This window comes from Shewanella sp. 10N.286.45.A1 (assembly GCF_041470405.1).
Taxonomy (GTDB): domain Bacteria; phylum Pseudomonadota; class Gammaproteobacteria; order Enterobacterales; family Shewanellaceae; genus Shewanella.
The window spans coordinates 1-19,243 of sequence record NZ_JBFRMK010000149.1; the positions used below are offsets into that span (position 1 = coordinate 1).

A 19,243-nucleotide genomic window follows, 5' to 3' on the forward strand; every position below is an offset into this window, starting at 1 on the left:
CTTTATGCTGATTGGTATTACTGCTCTTTCTTGGGGGGGAATTGCGCCAAAATTTTGCTAACTGTGGCATTGGTCTCTTGGGCTTTTTTTTCACCACCATCATCGAAGCTAAATTTGTCGCTACCTCGCCAAATAAGCTGCTTTGTCTGTGGGTCGAGAATATCAATTTGGATAGTTTGAATTTTAGCCGTATCACTGCCTACAGGTACATCAACGCTGGTACCGATACTGCCGCCGCTTGAACTGCCCCATGAGCCCGCGCCTAGGCCAATAGAAAAACCAGAATCCTTCGGCTTATCATCAACTCTAAATCCATAAGTGACTAGAAAGTCTGCTTTATCATCTTGTTGAACAAAGCCCTGAGTTGTAAGGGCTGTTGCAATCGATTGCTGTATTCTAGCGGCGCTTAGAGGATCTGTTGTTTGTGCTGGGTTTGCTTGGCTAAAACTCTTTAGCGCAGCAAAGTTATAGTTAAGATCATAATCATTTTTGGGTGTTGAGCTGCATCCAAACTGGGCTAATAGTGGTATTGATATTGCGCAGGTGAATAGAATACGTTTTAGTTTATTCATGATCGAATCTCTCATTTTAGGGGTCATCGCCTTTGATTTACTAGCCTACAACTTTAAACCATTTAGTGCGATGACTGTATTGGATTAAAGATTAAGTATAGTCATTTTAGTTAGATTGGCTTGAGAAACTTTGCAAATGCAATTGGTATTAATCCTTACATGGTATATGTTTAGGCTGTGGAACAATTAGAGTTTTTTGAAATTCCCTGTCCCTGCATTGGTGTTTGCCAAAGTGATGCGAGGGGATATTGTAAAGGATGTTTACGTAATCGAGACGAACGGTTTAAGTGGCTCGAGTTTTCTGATGCGCAAAAATTTGATGTTATTAGGTTATGTAAGCAGCGTAAGCGTCGTCGTCAACTTGCAATGTTAAAAGCGAGAAAGGCACAATTGGTTGAAGAAAGAGCGAAGGCAAACCCGAGTTTAGATTTTCAGGAATTGCCAGAAGAATCACTCGACTCAAAGGATTTTAAACTAGATTAATGGATTACCTGTTACGTTTATTGTAGTGCTATCTTTTGTACCAAATCAGCGTGAATTGGGTAAAACCTGGCTGACTTTTTAGCGTAACCTTCCCCTGATGTCGATCCATGATTCGCTTGATAATCGCTAACCCCAAACCATGACCTTTATTGCCATTTGTGCTGGTTTCACTGCGGTAAAAGGGTTCAAAAATTTTGAGCTGATCCTGCGCTAATATCCCTTCGCCATCATCAGTCACAGATAATAAAACTTGTTCTCCTGCAACACTTATTTCCACTGTGATTTTGTCAACGCAAAAGCGCTGGGCATTGGTAATTAGATTTTGCAAAGCTCGCTCAATCAGAGACGGTTCAGCCATAATTTGCGCGGCGGTTTCTGTTTCAATCAGCTCTATCGTTGTTGAATGATGTGTCTGTAAGCGGCTAATGGTTTGTTTCGCAAGACTGTTTAATTCACAACGCTCAAACTGTAGCCCCTCTCTTTGGGTCTCTAAGCTTGCGTAGGTAAGCAGCTCTTGCAGTAAGTTCTCCATCTCCTTGATATCGATCTGCATCTCATCGAGAAAGGCTTGGCGGCGCTGGGGATCTGATTCCGGCAGACAATATTGTGGGATCAATGCTAGGGCAAACTTAAGACGAGCAAGCGGTGTTCGTATTTCATGAGATACAGCATTCGATAGATGCTTTTGGTTTTCAATCAGCGCACTGATGTGGGCCGCCATATCATTAAACGTGGTGGCTAGTGGTAATACTTGAGAGCGTTTAGTCAGCTTAATGCGGGTATTCCACTTTGCTTGGCCAAACTCCTTGGTTGCATTACGCAGGGTTTTCAAATCTTTCGAGAGCGGCCAAACCCAGATTAGGGCGACAAAAGCTAGGGACAAGTAAAAGAAGATATTATAAAGACCCCGTAAACTAGCGTCAGGGTCGAGCTCTATTGGCCCCGCCATTAGGATGTGATCGCCTACCGCAATAAATTGTAACTCATGGTTGATATCATAGGGGGTGGCGATCACGGCATCATTTTGCACCATTTGATCTTCTGAGAATGCAACTTGATCGGCATCGAGTAATGCTAGCGGGAATTTGGGATTGTTATTGATGCTTTTGAGCATCTCATGTCGCTCAGAGTGTGGCAGCTTGCTTAGCACCTGCGCTAAAGCCACTAAAGGTGCGTCTAGCGCACCTTCTTGATCGACATTCTTTTTCCAAAGACTATCGAGCGTCCAACCTATACCCAGAAAGCCTAGGCTTAACAATAGATATAAACTTAAAAATAGACGCTTCATTTGTGGCTAACTTGAAAGTTAGTTATTCCATGCTTCCGGTGCGAATAGATATCCCTGTCCCCAAACCGTTTTAATCCTAAAAGGTGTTTCGATGTTGTCACCCAGTTTCTTTCTCAAGCGAGAAATACGCACATCTATCTTTCTATCTTTACCGTCAAAGTCGATATTTAGCAAGTACTGATAGATATACTGGCGGCTCATCACTTGACCAGCTTGAGAAGCGAGTAACCATAACAGTTCAAACTCATGACTAGTCAGATCAACTTCAGTCTCGCCTAAGCGAATGGCTTGAGTGTGTGGATCGATACTTAGTTTACCAAAGCTTAAGCAGTGAGATTCAACTTGAGGTGGCTTAGCTTGACGACGCAGCAAGTTATTAATTCTGGCAACTAATAGCGCTGGATCGACCGGTTTGACCACGTAGTCATCTGCACCTAGTTCTAGGCCTTTAATTTGGTCTTCGTTTGAACCTAATGCGCTCATCAGTAAGATAGGGCCGGCAAAGTAGTCTGGAAGCTTCTCACAAAGTGTTAAGCCATCCATGCCTGGCAGCATTATATCTAACAGGATAATGTCAGGTTTATAGTTGATAAGGCGGGTTAAGACAGTATCTCCGCGACGTTCGACTTCGACGTGCATTCCATGCGATTTTAAGTAATCTACGATCAAGTTGGCCAGACGAATATCATCTTCTACGAGTAGGACTCTATGCGTAGATTGAGAGTTGGTCATTAGAATAAACTCCATGGGTTGCGGTAGCGACGCCTAACCTGAGGCGACGAAGCTTGAGTAACTTTTAATTTTACACCCGCAAGCGTCTCGTGGGTATCTTTGTCTATCATGACAAACTGAATATCTTTGTTTGCACTGATATTTACCGCTAAAGAGTTAACATCTGGTGAACTGTTGCACCATTTCTTTAGTTCTTTGTAATCAGAAAGGATGCAAATGGGGCGGTCGTGCAACAATTTCCACCCAAGTACAACTTCAGTATTGCAGGTTTCTTCATCTGTACTGGTGATACAAATCTCGGGAGATAGGCTTAGGCTTGCTGCCAATGGTTCTTCTTCATCAGCGACAGCGTAGCCGCTCAATACTGAGCAGAAAATAAAACAGAGAAATAATTTTTTAGTTAGCGATAGCACTGATATTAAAACCTGTATGCTGCGCCTACAAAATAGGTAGTTGTGTAATCTTTCTCGACTAGAGGACTATCAACAATTGCATCAGCAATGTCGGTGTAGCGAGCAACAAGCAGCAAACTCCAATTCTCAGTTAACACATATTGTCCTGTAAATTCGATACTTTGATTCAAAGCTGACTCCGCTTGATACTTCTCGCTCCAATAAGGGCTTTCACTCGGTCTGATACCATAGTAATAATCAACGACTTGTTCGCTCTTCCAGTCTAACACTGCAGCAAACTCAAAATTCCAGCTGTCTAGCGGAATATTGTACAGCCATTTGAGCTGAGCTTCTGTTCCGTTGTGCACATTAAAAAGATCATGTGCAACAGACGCTTTAACTATACCAAACCTTGTGTAAAGAAAAGCTTCTGCTCCGCCAAGATATGTAAAGTTTCTATTTGTTAGTTCGCTGGTGTCGATTTCTGGCTCGCTACTAGTGGCCATTATGGTCGGGCCTTTAGTCGTTACACGTTCGACACTATTTCCCTTCAGCAGAAAAATATTAGAGGGATCCCAACGATAAAAGAAAGCACGATCGGTACTAAAGGTGCCGACTAAATTGATCGTATAGTTCTCACCCTCTGTAAGAGTGTAACCAATATTCCCATTATCAAAAAACCACTGATCACCGTAGTAAGCAATGGTAGGAATGGCGTAAAGAGGAATATCATCAAAATCTTTAAGAGGATTAGACTTCTCACCATAGCCAAGAGCAATACCAATATCCCAACGACCCACTTCAATGCAGTCGCTGTTGTTATCGCAGCCTTCACTGCTGTTGCTAGCATGGGCTGTGGTTGTTAAGAAGCTAATGCTTAAGATTAGCGCCAATAAATAATGCATATATTGATATCGACTTATGATTACAAAATTAACAAATGAGAATATAGAGTATCACTATTTGCTAATGGCAGCATGGGGTTAAAGTTGATTTGTTGCAAAGTGATACAGGTCACAAAGTGTTCAATCAAAGGCGCTCATTTATGCCATTGCAAGTGTGATTCTATCGGGCCTGGCAAATTCACTTGGATATAAAAATCTTAGGCTGCTGAATAAGCTAAAGTTTACTCATTATTGAGTGGCTAGATTAAAAAAGATGTCAGTTTTTTAATCTAGCGCTTTAGCTAAGGATTTGCCTTTATTCAGCATGCTAATACTCATCAAACTGTGCAATTTAGCTGAACATTATTTTTTAAGCTGAACTGTATTAATATGAGCTTGCTCACGCTTCGCGGCTTCTTTTGCTAACGACAAATGCAATGGCTTCGTCATCTAAACTACGCTTGGAAAGGTAGCTGACGGTTTTGCTTTGATTGAGTAAAAAGCCTTGCTCAGTCTCTTTGATTGAAACAATATCTTGCCAAAGGATAGTGCCTTTGACATAGAAAGAATCATTAGAGATCCCCTTAGTATCAATCGTTAAAGTCACCTCATTATTGGCCGCCTTACTCATCATTTGGCGCAGTAGCCACCATGGTTTTTTGTAACGAATGTTGAGTGCCTCTAAAACCCCTAGAGCGATTAAAAACCAAGAAGCATAAGCATTGATACCTGTTAGCAGTAATAGCACACCAATAAGGGTAAAGATGATCGCCTTTCGATATGCACGTATCGATGTATCGATAGTAACGGATTCATCAAAGCACTCGCTAAAGTGACTTTTATCTAAGGTGTACTGTGTGGTGTAGCTGTATTCAGAATTCATTGGGGCTCATTCACTTGATGCTTGGGTGCTAGTGCTACTAGCAATTGCCCTAAGTTTGCATATAGTTGATTAACTCAGGCTTAATCGCGCTATATTGAAGCAAAGCGTGATAATGATAAAGGGATTAAAACAGACTATGGCAACGATACCGAAAGATTTTGTTAATTATAAATCAACGCCGCTATTTGATAAGGACACTGTGCCGAAGATGTTCCTGCACCTGCATAACACTAAAGCGGGTGTATATGGGCAGATCCATGTACTGCGTGGCACACTCAAGTTTTACGGCTTTAAAGATAGGCGAGCAGAGGTTGAAAAAGAGCTCATTATTGAAGTCGGGCAAACCGCTATCTCGCCACCACAGTATTGGCATAAAGTTGAGTTAATGACAGCTGATACCCAGTTTCGGGTCGATTTTTGGGCGCAAGCTGGATCTGCAATTGTTGCAGAAAATCAAAGTGAAAGAGACGCCTAGCCAATCGCAGTACTGCAAGGTTATGGCTGTGATCAGCTAGGAGTTTACTTCTGTTAGTGGCTGACGGGTTTTATCGCTAAAATGTCACACTTTAATTGATCGATGATAACCGATGAGGTGTGACCTTTTAAATCACTGATAAAGCCGTGATGTTCACCTGCACCAATCACTAACAAATTGGCATTGCACCTGTTAGCGATGACAGGAATGACGTGATCGGGAAGCCCCTGCTCAAGGTGTAGATGGTCACTTTCTAGCTGGTAGGCTCTTGCTGAGTCAATCAAATGCTCCCAATGCTGATCTCTTTGCTGTTCATCGCTAATGAAGTTCGCCTCACGTTTGATAGACATGCTCCAGTTTTCCAGCTGGTAACAATTTAGCAGATGGATGTCATTTTCCAGCAGGCTAGTTAATTGCTGGCTATCTTCTAGCAAGTCCTGATTCAATTCTCTATGAGCAATGTTAGAAGCGGCAGTTTCTAATGCGGTTAAAATGTGCCCCTGCTTCTGCCATGACTTATTACCGACGATTAAAATAGGTAGGTTGCTTTCTCGCAGCAGGTGGTCCTCGCAACTGGGCACAAATTCACTGACTATAGTGTTGTGGTGCTGATTATTCATCACCACTAAATCATAGTCGCTGGCATTGGTCTCATTGAGAATTGCAATGTGGTCTTTGGTGTTTTTAATTTGCTTAACCTCTACTTCGACACCTAGGCGTTGATACTTACTGATTAGTTTATTGACAAACAGCATTGGATCGAGCGCATTATCGGGGATTAGACCTAAGCGGTTGAGGAAGTTGTTATAGGGCTTTTCCACCTTTAAGGCGGTGACCTTAGCTTTGGTTTTACAGGCCAGTTGCAGCGCTTTATTTAAGGCAAATTGAGCGACTGAATTGTTGTCTACTAGCGCTAATGTATGGTGGTACGAGATCATAGTGAAATACTCCATTTACCTTTCACTCCATTTCGAACAACTGTAGTCGAAAGCTCAGTAAACACACGGCTTAGCTAATATCAAATAGCACTTAAAGCCACTCTGGTAAGCGCCTTTCAATCTAATTACGGTAAATCGCTGAATTCCTTCGTATCAACTATGCATCCTTTTCACTCATTCAAATAATTTCAAAATAAATAAATGAGTAAATGCAATGTTAATTAACTTTAACCTGACATTAACATGGTGGTTAGGTAACATTTTGTGGTCATCAAGGAGTAGTGATATGCCAATAACTGACATAGTAAAAGTAGAGCAACCGTCAGCTAAACCTGCCTGTTTTGAGCTCAATGACCTACTGGAAATGCAGACTGAATTTGCGCTAATAAAATCAGTGTCGCAATCGAAGACGTTAGCTGCGATGTTATTTATCGGAGTGACCTTTTTTAGTGCTTTTGGCGTTTTTCTGTTTCACATGGCACCGAGCTAGTAAACACATGCTCTTCAACGGAACTGCAGCTGCAGTTAATCAATTTAACCTCAACCAGTATCTGTGAAGCTAAGGAGAGGCGATGTTTGTATTTGCAATGGAACTTGCGTTTTGGGTTGTGTGGGATTTAGTACTCTCGTTTATCTTGTATTTCACTGGCGCCGTAGTGATCCGTATTTTCACCTTTGGTAAAACCAGCTACCCCTTAGCACCAACCAGCTTTTTTCAACGTCGAAAAGTGCAGAAAAGGGATCCGTTTAATAGCGCTTTCATCGTTGGTTTTCTATTCTATGCTTCGTTGTTTGCAGCTGCAATTTGGCTTGCTTGAGATATCTTTTATAAGCCACTTAGCCACAGCTTAAGGTTCAAACAGCTGTTTACATTATGTGCATTCAACAGTAGCTTAGCGTTAAATTACAGTTACTAGCAGAATCAAATGACAACTAGAAAAACAATTTTGATCACTGGGGCCAGCTCAGGTCTTGGCCGAGGAATGGCGTTAGAATTCGCCCATAAAGGCCGAAATTTGGCATTGTGTGCCCGTCGAATAGACAGGCTTGAAGCTTTAAAAACCGAGCTTGAAGCAATTAACCCGTCTATCAAAGTCTCAATAAAAACTCTCGATGTCACCAATCATCAACAAGTATTCGAAGTGTTTGAAGCCTTTAACAAAGAGCTGGGTAGTATCGATAGGATTATCATTAATGCTGGTATGGGCAAAGGAGCTTCTATCGGTACCGGTCACTTTGAGGCAAACAAGCAAACTGCTGAGACCAATTTTGTTGCATTAATCGCTCAAGCAGAAGCTGCGATGCAGATTTTTAGAGCGCAGAACGCAGGTCATTTAGTGACTATCTCTTCGGTGAGTGCAGTGCGCGGTTTTAGACGGGCAATGACTGTCTATGCGGCGACTAAAGCTGCGGTGACTTCATTGACTGAAGGGATCCGCATTGATGTGATGCACACACCAATTAGTGTCAGCTGTATTCACCCTGGGTTTATCCGTAGCGAAATCAACGACCATGTCGAAAAGGTGCCCTTTATCGTCGATACCGACGTTGGCTGTCGCGCCATGGTTAAAGCGATAGAGGCCGAAAAAGCTAATAGTTTTGTACCGAGCTGGCCATGGGCTGTACTGCACTGGGTACTGCGAGTTGCACCCAGTTCGTGGGTCAGAAAAATGAGTTGATCAGGCTCACTGTTGTGACGTCACATCGCTGCGATTATCAGTAGCGATTTCGCTCGCTTGGCACATCACTAAGGTATTGCACAAACTCAACCTCGTAGCCATCCGGGTCAATGTAATAGGCATTGCGGCGATAGGGATCTTCTGCGCCATCTTTATCGACGGGATGGCCAATGGCGGCTAGCCGTGCAATGACGCCGTCAAGATCGTCCACCACAAAAGCAAAATGAGCCAGCCCAACTTGATGACCACTTAAGTCGCGGTTATTGCCAACGCCATCATCGTTAAAGGTTAAATACTGGTAGTCATCGCCAAAGTGAATCCAGTTTCGGTCCACTCCATACCACTGACTGACACCACCGCCACGGGTTTTCCAGTGAGGGAAAATAGCTTGATAAAAGGCTAGCGTTGTTGGGATATCTTTTACCACTAAATTTAAATGTTCTAGATGCATCATAATGTGCTCCTTGCTGTTGCTCTTGGGTTAACTTGGGTATTACATGCCGTAACTGTACTCTTGTTGTTTAGGGTAGGGCTTATCTTGATGATGACTGCGAATAACGGTTAAAGCCTCGCTGTATTGCGCCAACATGTACAAGCAATAGTCGATGCGTTCACGTAAGTGCTTATCACGATCATCAACGGCTTGTTCAGTATTTAATACCTGCTCGACATTACGAATAATGAGGTGATCAGGTGTTGCAACCAGCTTATTGTTTTTTAAAGCATTCATTCTCAATTCTGCAATGGGGTAGCCACCGCTAATCCCACTTACTACTGAGACCAATAACGCCGGTTTGTGCGCCGTATCTTGGTTATCACACATTAATAGAAAGTTTTTCATCAGTGGCGATGCCATTCCGCCCCATTCTGGGGTGATCAGTATTAGTGCATCTGCACGTTTTACCTGTTGTGAGATAAACGGCCAGCGACTGCCATCGGTCGTTTTACTCTCGGGATCGCCATCCCAAAAAGGCAGCTGATATTGGCAAAGTTCTATGTGTTTCACTGCATGACTTGGCGGAATCTGTTGCATTAAGTATTGAGCAACTTTGGCGCTTTGGGAGTCCTTTCTTTGGCTTCCGCTAACAATAACTAATTCCATTTAAGTAAACCTTTTTGTTTATTAAGTTTTAAATAAAGTAATATCTTTACATAATGAAGTAAAGAAAAAAGTTTACTTAAAAGCTGGTTCAGTAATAATGTGCACTAAGCGTTAAGGGGAAACTATGAAGACCAGCGACAAAATATTGCAGATGTTAAAGACTCAAGGGGAGTTGACCGCTAAAGTCATCGCCACCGAGCTTGGCTTAACAACCATGGGAGTGCGCCAGCACCTTCAAAGCTTAGAAGACAATAGTGATGTGGTATTTGAAGATAAAAAGGCCACCCGCGGCAGGCCGACACGTTATTGGTCATTAACTGCAAAAAGTAATAGCCATTTCTCTGATCGTCATGAAGAGCTTACGGTGCAGCTGATCGACTCTGTAAAAACGATTTTTGGCGATCAAGGCTTAGAGCAACTCATTGCCCATAGAGAGGATGCTTCCTTTAAGCTTTATCAAGCAGCCTTAGCTGATGCTAAAGATCTACCCGCCAAGTTAGCTGCACTTGCTAAACTGCGAACAGAAGAAGGTTATATGGCCAGTGTCGAAAGGACAGACGGTGTCTATTGGCTACTCGAAAATCATTGCCCCATTTGCGCCGCAGCGTCTTCTTGTCTTAATTTTTGCCGCTCTGAGCTACAACTGTTTCAAAATCTATTACAACAAGATGCCAGCATTAGCCGAGAGGAGCATATTATCGAAGGTGCCAGGCGTTGTGCCTATAAAATAGTGCCGTTAAACGGATAACAGTATGGAATCTAAACGAGCACGGCTAGATAGGTTTATCAGTGCAACCAAAGGGATTAACCGCAAGCATGTCAGAATACTACTGGCTAAAGGGCTAGTTAAAGTAGATGGTGAGATAGCCAGAGATATCGATCAGATTGTTGACGAGTTTTCCCATATCACACTAGAGGGCGAAGTCTTGCAAGCAAATGAACCAACCTACCTGATGCTGCATAAGCCTGTAGGAGTGGTCAGTGCAACAGTGGACGACAAGCACAAAACGGTAATCGAGCTACTCACTCATCCTGACAAACAGCAGTTACATATTGTCGGTCGGTTAGATCTCAATACCTCAGGCTTACTGCTGCTAACCAATGATGGCCGTTGGTCAAAGCGGTTAATGTCACCAGAGCAAAAGGTGGCGAAACTGTACCGTGTAAGTTTGAAAAATCCAATAGATGAAAGCTATATAAAAGCTTTTCATGACGGGATGTACTTTGAGTTTGAAGACATCACCACCTTACCAGCCAAGCTTGAAATTATTGATACTCATACTGCTTTGGTAACTTTAATGGAAGGTCGATATCATCAAATAAAACGTATGTTTGGCCGCTTTCGCAACCCTGTTATCGGCTTGCATCGTATTTCTGTTGGCCAAATAGTACTCGACCCTCAACTATTAGCAGGTCAAAGCCGAACACTCTCAACCATAGAGATTGACCGTTAAGCGACTCTTTTTGCTATGAGTCAGTGACGGCTGATGTAAGTGGGTTGCTTGGTTATCTAAATATAAGCTTAAATATTTCACTGCTATTTTAGGTGAAACCCGCTAATCAGATACGGTTAGGCTTTGCTTTTCTGCTGTATATCTTGTTCTTTATTGTTATCTTCGCTGTTATTGGTTGAGGGGATGGTGTTTTACAGGGATTGAGGTTGTGTGATAGATCGCTAATATTTAAACATTAGCTAATGGTTAACTGTGTGGATCACGCTTTAAAATAAGCTTATATGCTATAAATATTATTAAGTATTCAACTGGTCCCCTAATAATAATGCTTAATGAATCTTTGAAGAAAATAACTGAGTTAGATGTTTTTTGCCTAGTGGTATTTAAAACACTTTACGAGAATGGTCAGGCCAACACCACGGCCATAGAGCTGCAAGTATCAGCACCGAAAATTAGCCGTTGCCTTACCGCGCTGAGAGTCGCTTTTAACGATGAGCTATTTTATCGCCGTCAGCATGGGCTTAAACCCACCCCTTTGGCTGAACAGTTATATGAACCTGTTTGCCGGTTCTACCAGTCGATAGCTCATATTGAACAGGTAACATCGGAGGTGGGCGACCCAGCGCTATTACCCACCTTAAATATCGCAGTGACTCAAAATATAATGATTAGCTTCGCGGTAGCAATAAGCCAGCATCTAGACAAAGATGCGCTAGGCAATATTCGGCTGCATTGCTGGGATCCATCATCGGCCGAATTGATCCACAATGGTGAGTTAGACCTTGGGATCTCTTTTGACACCTCACATAGTGTCGATCTGAATAGTGAGCTTATAGGTTCACTTGAATCAGTCTACCTTGCCGGACGCAGAGATCACCCCATCTGGCAAAACCTACCCGAAATCACGTTGGAACATATTGCTTCTCATCCATTCTTATACCTCGAAAGTAAGGGCTTTAACGATAAGGTAGACCCTTTAGAAATCTACTGTCGTAATGCCAGAATCCCACTGGAAAATATAGAAAAGGTAAGCACTAGGGAGGAGTGGTTTTGTCATCTGATAACCATGGGAAGCTTGTCCTTTACACCAGCGATAGGGGCTGATATCTGCAATGAGATTTCAGCATTAAGAACAGAGGTTTTACCACTCGAACAAGTGAAGCTACTACATGCTCAAATAATGGCTCCACAATATTATCTAATTGAAAAAAATGTAAAAAATAGACGTTACACTCCTGATAGAAAAGCTATTTTGCTGGAAACTATTACCGAGTTGTTAGCCGCCAAATAGTTACTTTTTTAGCTTAATTGCAACAATCGATATTGCTAATTTCATTTATTGTAATTCCGTTAACTGAATCTCTAAATAGTTGTCACATCATTCATACAAATACGTTTCGTATATTTTAGTTTGTTTTATATTTAACTCACTGCGTACGCAGAACTAAAATACCTATAAAGGGATATGATGATGAGAACACATAAGAAGTCTTTATTGGCAGTGGCACTAATTGCTGCTATCGGTTTAGCGGGTTGTAGTGATGGTAACGATGGCAAAGATGGCGCGCCGGGTGAGCCAGGCACTCCAGGTGTTAGTCCTACACCACCCGTAACAGAAGTGTCTACTGTAACCAATGTTGAGTATATTGCTCATATGGTTGAAGAAGGCCAAGTGACTGTTGAATTTAACTTAACTGATGAAGACGGCGTTGCGATTACAGGTCTTGAGAATGCAGGTGTTTACCTAGCAGCTAAGACTGACTTTGGTATTCAACGCAGCCGTGATGGCAGTGTAGGTGGTAGTGCAACATTTGGTGGTGATAATGCCACTGAAGGTGCAACCATTACTGAAGTAGATAGCGGACAGTACAAACTCGTTGCGCCAATGGCTGCAGTACAATCAGATACTGAAGGGTTAATTCGCTTACAAGTGGGCGGCGGCGACATCGCTAGTTCACCTTATATTATTATTGATAAGCCAGAAATGACGCACACGTCAACGACTGAAACCTGTTATTCATGTCACGTTGATTATGCTACTTCAGATATCAAGCATTCTAAATACGTAGCATTGAATACTGCCGGCGAAGTCGATTTTGTTGGCGGTTGTATGGTGTGTCATAACAACGTGCCACGTGATGTAGATGCTGAAGGTAATTCTTTAGACACTGGCGGCTATGCTAAAAATACCATGCAAAAGCTTGGTCATATTAATCACCAGAAATTTGAAAAAGATTTCACTCCTGCTAACTGTTACACCTGTCATGCAGAACCTGTAGTGAATACAAGTATTGCTGGTAATGGTTGTAGCGACTGTCATGGCAATAGCGAGTCAGGCATTATCGTACCTGCAGACGGATTCGATGCTCGTGAGTTCCACTTCCAATCAAGCAATGTTGGCTTAGGTGAACGTGCAACAATTCGTGAGAATCATTACACAACAACAAGTGCACCTTACTTCAACCCTACTATGGATGAGTGGACGGATCATGGTGATCCAGATGAAGGACAAGTAACTTGGACTTCGGGTTACTGTGTCGATATCGCATTATTTGATAACTCAGGTGAAACGCCGGTGCAATTAAATATTGGCGAAATGTACGCTGCACATGAGGTGACTTATGGTGGCGCTTACATTAACAACTACCACAATGACTCCATCGTTGCTCGTGTGATTTCACATGGCAAAGAAGGTTATATTGAAAATGACGATGGCTCTCGCTCTGTTTGTTATGGTGAGTTAACTTCAGGTTATGAACTTGCTGACTTATCTGCAAGTTCACGCATTACGATTGCAGATACTAACTGGATTGACAGTGATAGCGAATATGGTGTGTCATTCACTGGTTACAGTGATGTTGTCGACTCAACCAGCTTTGCGAAAACTCAAGATTGGGGTCGTCGTCATACAATCGATGCCAACAGTTGTACGACTTGTCACAACAACGACACTAACTACCACAAGAACGGTAGCTACGGTGAAGGTGGTTTAGATTGTGTTGCTTGTCACAACAATGGACAAGATCGTAAAGGTGCATTCTCTGGACCAGGCTTTGGTCCTATGGTTCACAGCATGCATTGGGGCAAGGGTAATGAGTTAGGCGCTAAAGCTCCAGAAGCAAACTCAGCAGCCAGCTTGAATGCTGATAACTGTGTGTCTTGTCATGCTGATGGCGTTAGTCTAGCTGATGTGCCAAATCAATATATGCTGTCAAAAGCGTATAACGAAGGTAACGCAGGCGTAATGACTAGCCCTATCACGGCTAACTGTTTTGCTTGTCATAACTCAGACCAAGCGCTGAACCATATGGAACAGAATGGTGGTGAGCTAAACGTACCATCAACCACACAGTGGTTTACAGAAGGTACTTCTGAGTCTTGTGCAACTTGTCATGATACTGGTAAGTCTTTCGGTATTGATATGTTCCATAATTTTGACCGAGTGCAGTAACCTCTGCTTTAAGAGGTAGGGCTTTGGGTGACCTTAAGGTGTATTTTTAAGGGAACCCAATTCAATTACCGCTTTGAATAAGCTTGAGTTGTAAATGGGGATGGAAAATGGCTACCCTGCAGGCTGTCAATTCCATCCCCAATTTTATGTAACTCGCTTTTTCGTCAGCTAAGGTAGACGGCGAACCATCTTTTACAGTGGAGCTTCCAATTGAGTCCTGCTCAACTTGTCACGCCGAAGGTAAGAATTACGGCATCGATAAGATGCGCCCACTAACTTAAAATTATAAAAGCATCACCCGCGGCGAGATCCCCTGCTTCTCGGTGCAATTGAACCTCTTGGGAGCCTTCTGGCTCCCCTTTTTTTGATACAAATCATCTTTTAGCTCGAATAGAGTCCGATGTACAACTTTGTGAGCCAGCGCAATATTTAACCTCAATGCATAACCAATAACATCATTTGCTAAAGTGCTAACTCGGCATGCGTGTGACCGTGGTCACTTTGTTGTGGGAATTGTGATATTGCTCTTGGCGGCCTTTCTTCGTTTGAGGCTTTAGCAAGGATTAGCCTTAAGTTTATGAATATTAATGTTAAATGTGGATAAATATGTTTAGGAGAGCATATTTGAGTGGCATATAGAATGATTGATTGGCGTTATTGGTTACTCTAGAATCCGCGGCGCTAAGATTAACCATTGTTAATCTAGTGCGGTTAACCATAACCGCTACCTATTTGATTGGCCAATTCCTGTAGGGGAACTCAATGTCTACACAGCACACCAATTCTTTAGCAAATCCAGCGCCGCTTGGCTTAATGGGTTTCGGTATGACTACCGTTTTGCTTAATATCCATAACGCTGGCTTCTTCCCTATCGACTCTATGATTTTAGCGATGGGCATATTTTATGGCGGTATTGGACAAGTATTAGTGGGCATGATGTGTTTCAAACGTGGCGATACCTTTGGTACGACAGCGTTTACCTCTTACGGTTTGTTCTGGTTAACACTCGTTGCGCTTATTGTTATGCCAAAAATGGGGTTAGCAGCAAGTCCTGCAAGCTTTATGGGGTGGTATTTAGCGTTATGGGGCATGTTCACTGGCTTTATGTTTATCGGTTCAATGCGCTACCCACTGGCCAAACAGATCGTATTTGGCTCGTTAACCATACTGTTTTTCCTGTTGGCGGCACGTGACTTTACTGGTAGCGAACTGATTGGCACCATTGCTGGCTTTGAAGGTATTTTCTGTGGTTTAAGTGCTATTTACTTTGCCATGGCGCAAGTACTTAACGCTGAGTATGGCCGAGTTATTCTTCCTGTTGGCAAAGTACGCTTTGCTGCAAGCACAGCCGCGGTAACCGAGGCGACGCCATCGTTAAAAGCGGCGTAAGTTTATCGGGCTAGAAAACAAAAAAGCTGACATTGATGTCAGCTTTTTTTAGTTATAAACAGAGTTCACATAAGCGAGCTCAGCTTAACTCTGTTGTAGTTTGTACAACCATTTACCATACAGATAAATACCCACAGCTGAAATCGTACCGATTGCTGCAATGATGTACCACGCCATACCAATGTTATGGGTGTTATATAGTAAGGTCGTTAGCTCTTGCGCAGGCTCGCCTGTGAAAGCCACCAAAGTGGTAAAGGCTTCACCTTGAGGAATGGCACTAATTTCAGTGGCACTCATACCGCGCTCTGCTAATGCTTCTAGAGAGAAGATCTCTTTTGAAGCATACATCTCATACAGTTTAGGACCAAAGAAACCTTCAAGCGTCCAGCCAATACCCTGAGGAAGCATAACAAAACCAAGATACATGGCCTTTTTACCTTCAGGGGCGATGTTACCCATGAATTCGTTCTTTTTCGGGCTAATCATCATCTCGCCGAAAGAGAACATCGCAATCGCCAGTACGATCATCCAAGCTGCGTTGGTTGCACCAATTAGTACAAAGGCAAAAATACTCAGCAAGCAACCACCTAGCATGGCAGTTGTAATGCGGTACTTGGCCGTTAATGCCGCCACTAAGAAACAGGTAGTCATGATCATACCCGCGTTAAGGTTAAGCATGCCTTCTGGCATCACCTTAGTACCGGTATTGTCGAGTCCCAACCAGAACTGGAAGAAGCCATTTGAGGTGCCTTCTGGACCAAACAGTGAGGTAACAATGACACTGGTATCGACCCATTCAGCTATATGAATAGGTAGAACATCAAACAGTGAGTTGAACAGGAACCAGAAACCGGCGAATACCAACATGTAATAGATAACCACAGGCTTTTTAAGTTCATGCAACGCATCGCGCCATAATGCAACTTGCTTAATTTCACCGGATTTTACTTTGCGGTTACGCTCCAAACGTTCCTCTTTACCAGGCTCTTTATAAGCCAGCAAGAATAGGAAGTTGAGTGAGATAATCGCGGCACAAGCATAGAAGACGTTATCCCACGAAAGCTGACGCATATGCACGGCAACCAATGGTCCTAAGAAACCACCAATGTTAACTACTTGGTAAAATATACCCCAAGCCATCGATGTGTTTTGCCGCCCAGTAGAAAGCACCAACGTGCCTTGAATACCGGGCTTAAATACCCCGGTGCCCGCAGCGAGCAAAATCGCACCGAAAAGAAAACCATAGAAGCTTGGGAAAAAAGCCATCACCAAGTAGCCAGAAATTTTAATCAGCGTTGATACAAAAATTGTTTCTTTGTAGCCCACCCGGTCTGAAATACCGCCTGTGAATACTGGAATAAAGGTCTGCATCATCGCCCATATCCCGATAATGATACCGTAGTCACTTAAGGTGATCCCAAGACCACCCTCAGATACAGGGGCTTTTGCGTAAAGACCTGCACTGGCTTTAACACCATAATAGGCAATACGTTCGACTAGCTCCATGCCGCCGACAATCCAAAATATGTAGCTTAAGCTGGCAATCGAGGCCCACATCCCCAGCTGTTTAACTTCCCGTAGGTCGTTATCTGCATAAGCATCTTTTGACTCGCTCATAACTTTCCTTTCATTGTTTTAATTATTTATATTTATTATTGCTTTCGTTTTTAAGAAGCATATTTATGTTGGTTTTGGGTAGATTGAACGTAAGAATCTTTGCCAAAACGCTGCAAGCTTGTGATTGCAGTCGACACTTTACCTAATTTGATGGCAAACACCAATGCGTTAGTCGCAGTTTGAGAGCAACTCATGGGATTGAATAATAACGAAGGGTAACGGGGGGTTGGATAATGAAAGTGAGTCGCTCTATATATTGAACATTAATGCCGTAGGGGTGGACGGGGTTTCGTCACCTTGCTTACTTATACTATTAGCCGATAAGTGCAGCAAACAAAGGTGCCATTATCACCATCGCAATACCGGTAAATATCATTGTGAGGCTGGCAATAACGCCTTCTTGTCTGCCTATTTCGCTGGCTTTAGCTGCGCCAGCACCATGAGCTGAGGCGCCTAGAGCCACTCCTTTTGCAACAGCGCTGCGAATATTCGCGACTCTAAATAGTGGCTCACAAATTAGCATTCCCATGATACCTGTCAGCAAAACCAGCATTGCAGTGAGCTCGGGAATACCGCCAAATGCCGTTGTTGCTTCTATCGCAAAGGGGGTCGATACCGAACGCACCATTAAACTATTCGACAGTTCGTTGGGCATAGTGGTTAGCTGCATCAATATCCAAGAGGTGAACAACCCGAGTAACAGTCCTACAATCACGCCAACACTCAGAGTAATTGGGTATTGCTTTATCAGTTGGCGCTCGCGGTAAATAGGCACTGCAAAGGCAATTGTCGCCGGGGCTAACAGTGCAGCGAGCCAGTGGGTATATTGAAAATAACTCGCCAGAGGAATTTTTAACACCACAACGGTAACCAAAATTAACACCGGTGCTAATAAAATTGGGGCAAACCATACTCGTTGTTTACGGCGATATAGGGCTTTACTGCCATAGTAGCTTACTAAGGTTAATAGCAAGCAAAGCAGGGCAATCAGAGTCAGGTTCATAATGCGCTTCCTGAAAGTGTCTTGCTGACGAGTATAGGCGCGCGCAGTGCTTGCTGAAGCTTACGCTGCTTTTGTAGCTTAAGCTTACGTTCAAAATTGAAAAGTCTGTCTACGGTAAACGCTGTGCCAAGCAATACTAAGCAGCTGGCCGCCAGCATTGAGCTTAAGAGTGTGATGCCGTATTGCTCTAGTATATCTTCGTACTTGAGTACGGCGACTACTGGTGGAATGAAAAACAGCAGTAGATCGCCAATTAACCATGCTGCACCGTTATTGACCGCTTTTTCTGGAATAACCTTACCGCATAATAATAACAACAGTATGGCCAGTCCTATCACGCTGCCGGGTAACGGAGAGTGCAACCAAGTGGCGAGTTGTTGGCAGCTATAGGCAAATAGACAGAAAAAGCTAACTTGAGTCAGCAGTAAAAAAAGATTGCCGAGTTTAGATTGGATAGCGCAGAAGCGAAGAGACATAACGAACCTGATTTTGAATGCTGTTTAGAACTGACTAAAGCTTACTCCTGAATGGTTAATTAAAAAAATGAATGTTATTGATTAAGTTTATTCCAAAATGGAATCTACAGTGGGGAAGGTCTGACAGACCATCAAAAAGCCCCAAGTTAATGAGGCTTAATCGGTTATCTATTATTGCGCTTTGAAACAGAGACTACTTGGTGACAACCCACAGCGCATGCAGTAAACCTGGAATAAAGAAAAGTAGACACAAAATGATATTGATAAGCAGATCTTTACCTACGCCACTTTTTAGAAATACTGCCACAGGCGGCAGTAATATTGCGATGATGATCAGTAATAGTTTATTGGTATCCATATAGTATCTTCCTTAAATTATTGGTCATTTTGACGACATTTAATTCTCATAATTATACCAATTGCAT

At 42.8% G+C, this 19,243-nt stretch carries 23 protein-coding genes; 10 read left to right on the forward strand and 13 right to left on the reverse strand.

The features are described 5' to 3' along the window. Positions 1-17: 17 nt before the first annotated feature. Positions 18-572, reverse strand: a complete 555-nt coding sequence (locus tag AB4238_RS12165; RefSeq protein ID WP_372033679.1) for a DUF4136 domain-containing protein — start codon at positions 570-572, stop codon at positions 18-20. Positions 573-749: 177 nt separating this feature from the next. On the opposite strand from AB4238_RS12165, the gene AB4238_RS12170 reads away from it, so the two are divergent. After that, on the forward strand, positions 750-1,055 hold the full coding sequence (locus AB4238_RS12170; RefSeq protein ID WP_372033680.1) for a DUF1289 domain-containing protein: 306 nt from the start codon (positions 750-752) through the stop codon (positions 1,053-1,055). A gap of 28 nt (positions 1,056-1,083) precedes the next feature. On the opposite strand, the gene AB4238_RS12175 is transcribed toward AB4238_RS12170, so the two are convergent. From AB4238_RS12175 to AB4238_RS12195, 5 genes are all read right to left on the reverse strand, one after another. Continuing rightward, positions 1,084-2,343, reverse strand: a complete 1,260-nt coding sequence (locus AB4238_RS12175; protein ID WP_372033681.1) for an ATP-binding protein — start codon at positions 2,341-2,343, stop codon at positions 1,084-1,086. Between the two features lie 18 nt (positions 2,344-2,361). Continuing rightward, complete coding sequence (locus AB4238_RS12180; protein ID WP_020911068.1) at positions 2,362-3,075, reverse strand: response regulator; 714 nt, start codon at positions 3,073-3,075, stop codon at positions 2,362-2,364. After that, the gene (locus AB4238_RS12185; protein ID WP_372033682.1) at positions 3,075-3,437 is read right to left on the reverse strand and encodes a DUF3019 domain-containing protein; all 363 of its coding nucleotides are present in this window, start codon (positions 3,435-3,437) and stop codon (positions 3,075-3,077) included. The genes AB4238_RS12180 and AB4238_RS12185 overlap by 1 nt, the downstream gene beginning before the upstream one ends. A gap of 56 nt (positions 3,438-3,493) precedes the next feature. Then, on the reverse strand, positions 3,494-4,372 hold the full coding sequence (locus AB4238_RS12190; RefSeq protein ID WP_372033683.1) for a MipA/OmpV family protein: 879 nt from the start codon (positions 4,370-4,372) through the stop codon (positions 3,494-3,496). 379 nt (positions 4,373-4,751) lie between these two features. After that, the gene (locus tag AB4238_RS12195; RefSeq protein WP_372033684.1) at positions 4,752-5,234 is read right to left on the reverse strand and encodes a YcxB family protein; all 483 of its coding nucleotides are present in this window, start codon (positions 5,232-5,234) and stop codon (positions 4,752-4,754) included. A gap of 136 nt (positions 5,235-5,370) precedes the next feature. Here AB4238_RS12195 and AB4238_RS12200 point away from each other — a divergent pair, with 136 nt between their 5' ends. Next, on the forward strand, positions 5,371-5,709 hold the full coding sequence (locus AB4238_RS12200) for a DUF1971 domain-containing protein (protein ID WP_372033696.1): 339 nt from the start codon (positions 5,371-5,373) through the stop codon (positions 5,707-5,709). 53 nt (positions 5,710-5,762) lie between these two features. Here AB4238_RS12200 and AB4238_RS12205 read toward each other — a convergent pair whose 3' ends face one another. After that, entirely contained in the window at positions 5,763-6,662 is a 900-nt protein-coding gene (locus AB4238_RS12205; protein ID WP_372033685.1) for a universal stress protein, read from the reverse strand. Between the two features lie 271 nt (positions 6,663-6,933). Between AB4238_RS12205 and AB4238_RS12210 the strand changes: the two genes are divergently transcribed. The 3 genes from AB4238_RS12210 to AB4238_RS12220 all read left to right on the forward strand — a co-directional run bounded on the left by AB4238_RS12210 (position 6,934) and on the right by AB4238_RS12220 (position 8,326). Beyond that, complete coding sequence (locus AB4238_RS12210) at positions 6,934-7,137, forward strand: hypothetical protein (protein ID WP_372033686.1); 204 nt, start codon at positions 6,934-6,936, stop codon at positions 7,135-7,137. Positions 7,138-7,219: 82 nt separating this feature from the next. Beyond that, positions 7,220-7,465 (forward strand): hypothetical protein, encoded by a 246-nt coding sequence (locus AB4238_RS12215; protein WP_371992336.1) that lies wholly within the window; start codon positions 7,220-7,222, stop codon positions 7,463-7,465. Positions 7,466-7,573: 108 nt separating this feature from the next. Next, a complete protein-coding gene (locus tag AB4238_RS12220) occupies positions 7,574-8,326 on the forward strand; it encodes an SDR family oxidoreductase (protein WP_372033687.1) in 753 nt (250 codons plus the stop codon). Positions 8,327-8,363: 37 nt separating this feature from the next. Here the strand turns inward: AB4238_RS12220 and AB4238_RS12225 are convergent, their stop codons facing one another. Both AB4238_RS12225 and AB4238_RS12230 read right to left on the reverse strand, forming a co-directional pair. After that, positions 8,364-8,780 (reverse strand): VOC family protein, encoded by a 417-nt coding sequence (locus tag AB4238_RS12225; protein ID WP_372033688.1) that lies wholly within the window; start codon positions 8,778-8,780, stop codon positions 8,364-8,366. A 39-nt stretch (positions 8,781-8,819) separates the two neighbouring features. Continuing rightward, a complete protein-coding gene (locus tag AB4238_RS12230) occupies positions 8,820-9,428 on the reverse strand; it encodes an NAD(P)H-dependent oxidoreductase (RefSeq protein ID WP_372033689.1) in 609 nt (202 codons plus the stop codon). Between the two features lie 124 nt (positions 9,429-9,552). Between AB4238_RS12230 and AB4238_RS12235 the strand changes: the two genes are divergently transcribed. The 5 genes from AB4238_RS12235 (at position 9,553) to AB4238_RS12255 (ending at position 15,722) form a co-directional block, all read left to right on the forward strand. Then, entirely contained in the window at positions 9,553-10,176 is a 624-nt protein-coding gene (locus AB4238_RS12235) for a helix-turn-helix transcriptional regulator (RefSeq protein ID WP_372033690.1), read from the forward strand. Between the two features lie 4 nt (positions 10,177-10,180). Continuing rightward, positions 10,181-10,882 (forward strand): pseudouridine synthase, encoded by a 702-nt coding sequence (locus AB4238_RS12240; RefSeq protein WP_372033691.1) that lies wholly within the window; start codon positions 10,181-10,183, stop codon positions 10,880-10,882. A 340-nt stretch (positions 10,883-11,222) separates the two neighbouring features. Next, complete coding sequence (locus AB4238_RS12245) at positions 11,223-12,173, forward strand: LysR family transcriptional regulator (protein WP_372033692.1); 951 nt, start codon at positions 11,223-11,225, stop codon at positions 12,171-12,173. Between the two features lie 180 nt (positions 12,174-12,353). After that, positions 12,354-14,333, forward strand: coding sequence for a multiheme c-type cytochrome (locus AB4238_RS12250; RefSeq protein ID WP_372033693.1), 1,980 nt, complete (start codon positions 12,354-12,356; stop codon positions 14,331-14,333). Positions 14,334-15,095: 762 nt separating this feature from the next. Further along, on the forward strand, positions 15,096-15,722 hold the full coding sequence (locus AB4238_RS12255; protein WP_248973406.1) for an acetate uptake transporter: 627 nt from the start codon (positions 15,096-15,098) through the stop codon (positions 15,720-15,722). Positions 15,723-15,806: 84 nt separating this feature from the next. Here the strand turns inward: AB4238_RS12255 and AB4238_RS12260 are convergent, their stop codons facing one another. From AB4238_RS12260 to AB4238_RS12275, 4 genes are all read right to left on the reverse strand, one after another. After that, positions 15,807-17,339: an MFS transporter gene (locus AB4238_RS12260; RefSeq protein WP_371992354.1), complete on the reverse strand. Its 1,533-nt coding sequence runs from the start codon at positions 17,337-17,339 to the stop codon at positions 15,807-15,809. A gap of 313 nt (positions 17,340-17,652) precedes the next feature. Continuing rightward, positions 17,653-18,342, reverse strand: coding sequence for an LrgB family protein (locus AB4238_RS12265; protein ID WP_372033694.1), 690 nt, complete (start codon positions 18,340-18,342; stop codon positions 17,653-17,655). Continuing rightward, complete coding sequence (locus tag AB4238_RS12270) at positions 18,339-18,818, reverse strand: CidA/LrgA family protein (RefSeq protein ID WP_372033695.1); 480 nt, start codon at positions 18,816-18,818, stop codon at positions 18,339-18,341. The genes AB4238_RS12265 and AB4238_RS12270 overlap by 4 nt, the downstream gene beginning before the upstream one ends. Before the next feature lie 193 nt (positions 18,819-19,011). Then, positions 19,012-19,176, reverse strand: coding sequence for a YqaE/Pmp3 family membrane protein (locus AB4238_RS12275; RefSeq protein ID WP_012144718.1), 165 nt, complete (start codon positions 19,174-19,176; stop codon positions 19,012-19,014). Positions 19,177-19,243: the final 67 nt, after the last annotated feature.

What these genes read in the sequence shown, in the direction of transcription:
- AB4238_RS12165 (WP_372033679.1), bottom strand. Translation starts at nt 572, where the DNA reads ATGAATAAACTAAAACGTATTCTATTCACCTGCGCAATATCAATACCA.
- AB4238_RS12215 (WP_371992336.1), top strand. Translation starts at nt 7,220, where the DNA reads ATGTTTGTATTTGCAATGGAACTTGCGTTTTGGGTTGTGTGGGATTTA.
- AB4238_RS12240 (WP_372033691.1), top strand. Translation starts at nt 10,181, where the DNA reads ATGGAATCTAAACGAGCACGGCTAGATAGGTTTATCAGTGCAACCAAA.
- AB4238_RS12220 (WP_372033687.1), top strand. Translation starts at nt 7,574, where the DNA reads ATGACAACTAGAAAAACAATTTTGATCACTGGGGCCAGCTCAGGTCTT.
- AB4238_RS12270 (WP_372033695.1), bottom strand. Translation starts at nt 18,818, where the DNA reads ATGTCTCTTCGCTTCTGCGCTATCCAATCTAAACTCGGCAATCTTTTT.
- AB4238_RS12260 (WP_371992354.1), bottom strand. Translation starts at nt 17,339, where the DNA reads ATGAGCGAGTCAAAAGATGCTTATGCAGATAACGACCTACGGGAAGTT.
- AB4238_RS12205 (WP_372033685.1), bottom strand. Translation starts at nt 6,662, where the DNA reads ATGGAGTATTTCACTATGATCTCGTACCACCATACATTAGCGCTAGTA.
- AB4238_RS12255 (WP_248973406.1), top strand. Translation starts at nt 15,096, where the DNA reads ATGTCTACACAGCACACCAATTCTTTAGCAAATCCAGCGCCGCTTGGC.
- AB4238_RS12235 (WP_372033690.1), top strand. Translation starts at nt 9,553, where the DNA reads ATGAAGACCAGCGACAAAATATTGCAGATGTTAAAGACTCAAGGGGAG.
- AB4238_RS12230 (WP_372033689.1), bottom strand. Translation starts at nt 9,428, where the DNA reads ATGGAATTAGTTATTGTTAGCGGAAGCCAAAGAAAGGACTCCCAAAGC.
- AB4238_RS12200 (WP_372033696.1), top strand. Translation starts at nt 5,371, where the DNA reads ATGGCAACGATACCGAAAGATTTTGTTAATTATAAATCAACGCCGCTA.
- AB4238_RS12195 (WP_372033684.1), bottom strand. Translation starts at nt 5,234, where the DNA reads ATGAATTCTGAATACAGCTACACCACACAGTACACCTTAGATAAAAGT.
- AB4238_RS12180 (WP_020911068.1), bottom strand. Translation starts at nt 3,075, where the DNA reads ATGACCAACTCTCAATCTACGCATAGAGTCCTACTCGTAGAAGATGAT.
- AB4238_RS12265 (WP_372033694.1), bottom strand. Translation starts at nt 18,342, where the DNA reads ATGAACCTGACTCTGATTGCCCTGCTTTGCTTGCTATTAACCTTAGTA.
- AB4238_RS12225 (WP_372033688.1), bottom strand. Translation starts at nt 8,780, where the DNA reads ATGATGCATCTAGAACATTTAAATTTAGTGGTAAAAGATATCCCAACA.
- AB4238_RS12275 (WP_012144718.1), bottom strand. Translation starts at nt 19,176, where the DNA reads ATGGATACCAATAAACTATTACTGATCATCATCGCAATATTACTGCCG.
- AB4238_RS12190 (WP_372033683.1), bottom strand. Translation starts at nt 4,372, where the DNA reads ATGCATTATTTATTGGCGCTAATCTTAAGCATTAGCTTCTTAACAACC.
- AB4238_RS12175 (WP_372033681.1), bottom strand. Translation starts at nt 2,343, where the DNA reads ATGAAGCGTCTATTTTTAAGTTTATATCTATTGTTAAGCCTAGGCTTT.
- AB4238_RS12210 (WP_372033686.1), top strand. Translation starts at nt 6,934, where the DNA reads ATGCCAATAACTGACATAGTAAAAGTAGAGCAACCGTCAGCTAAACCT.
- AB4238_RS12250 (WP_372033693.1), top strand. Translation starts at nt 12,354, where the DNA reads ATGAGAACACATAAGAAGTCTTTATTGGCAGTGGCACTAATTGCTGCT.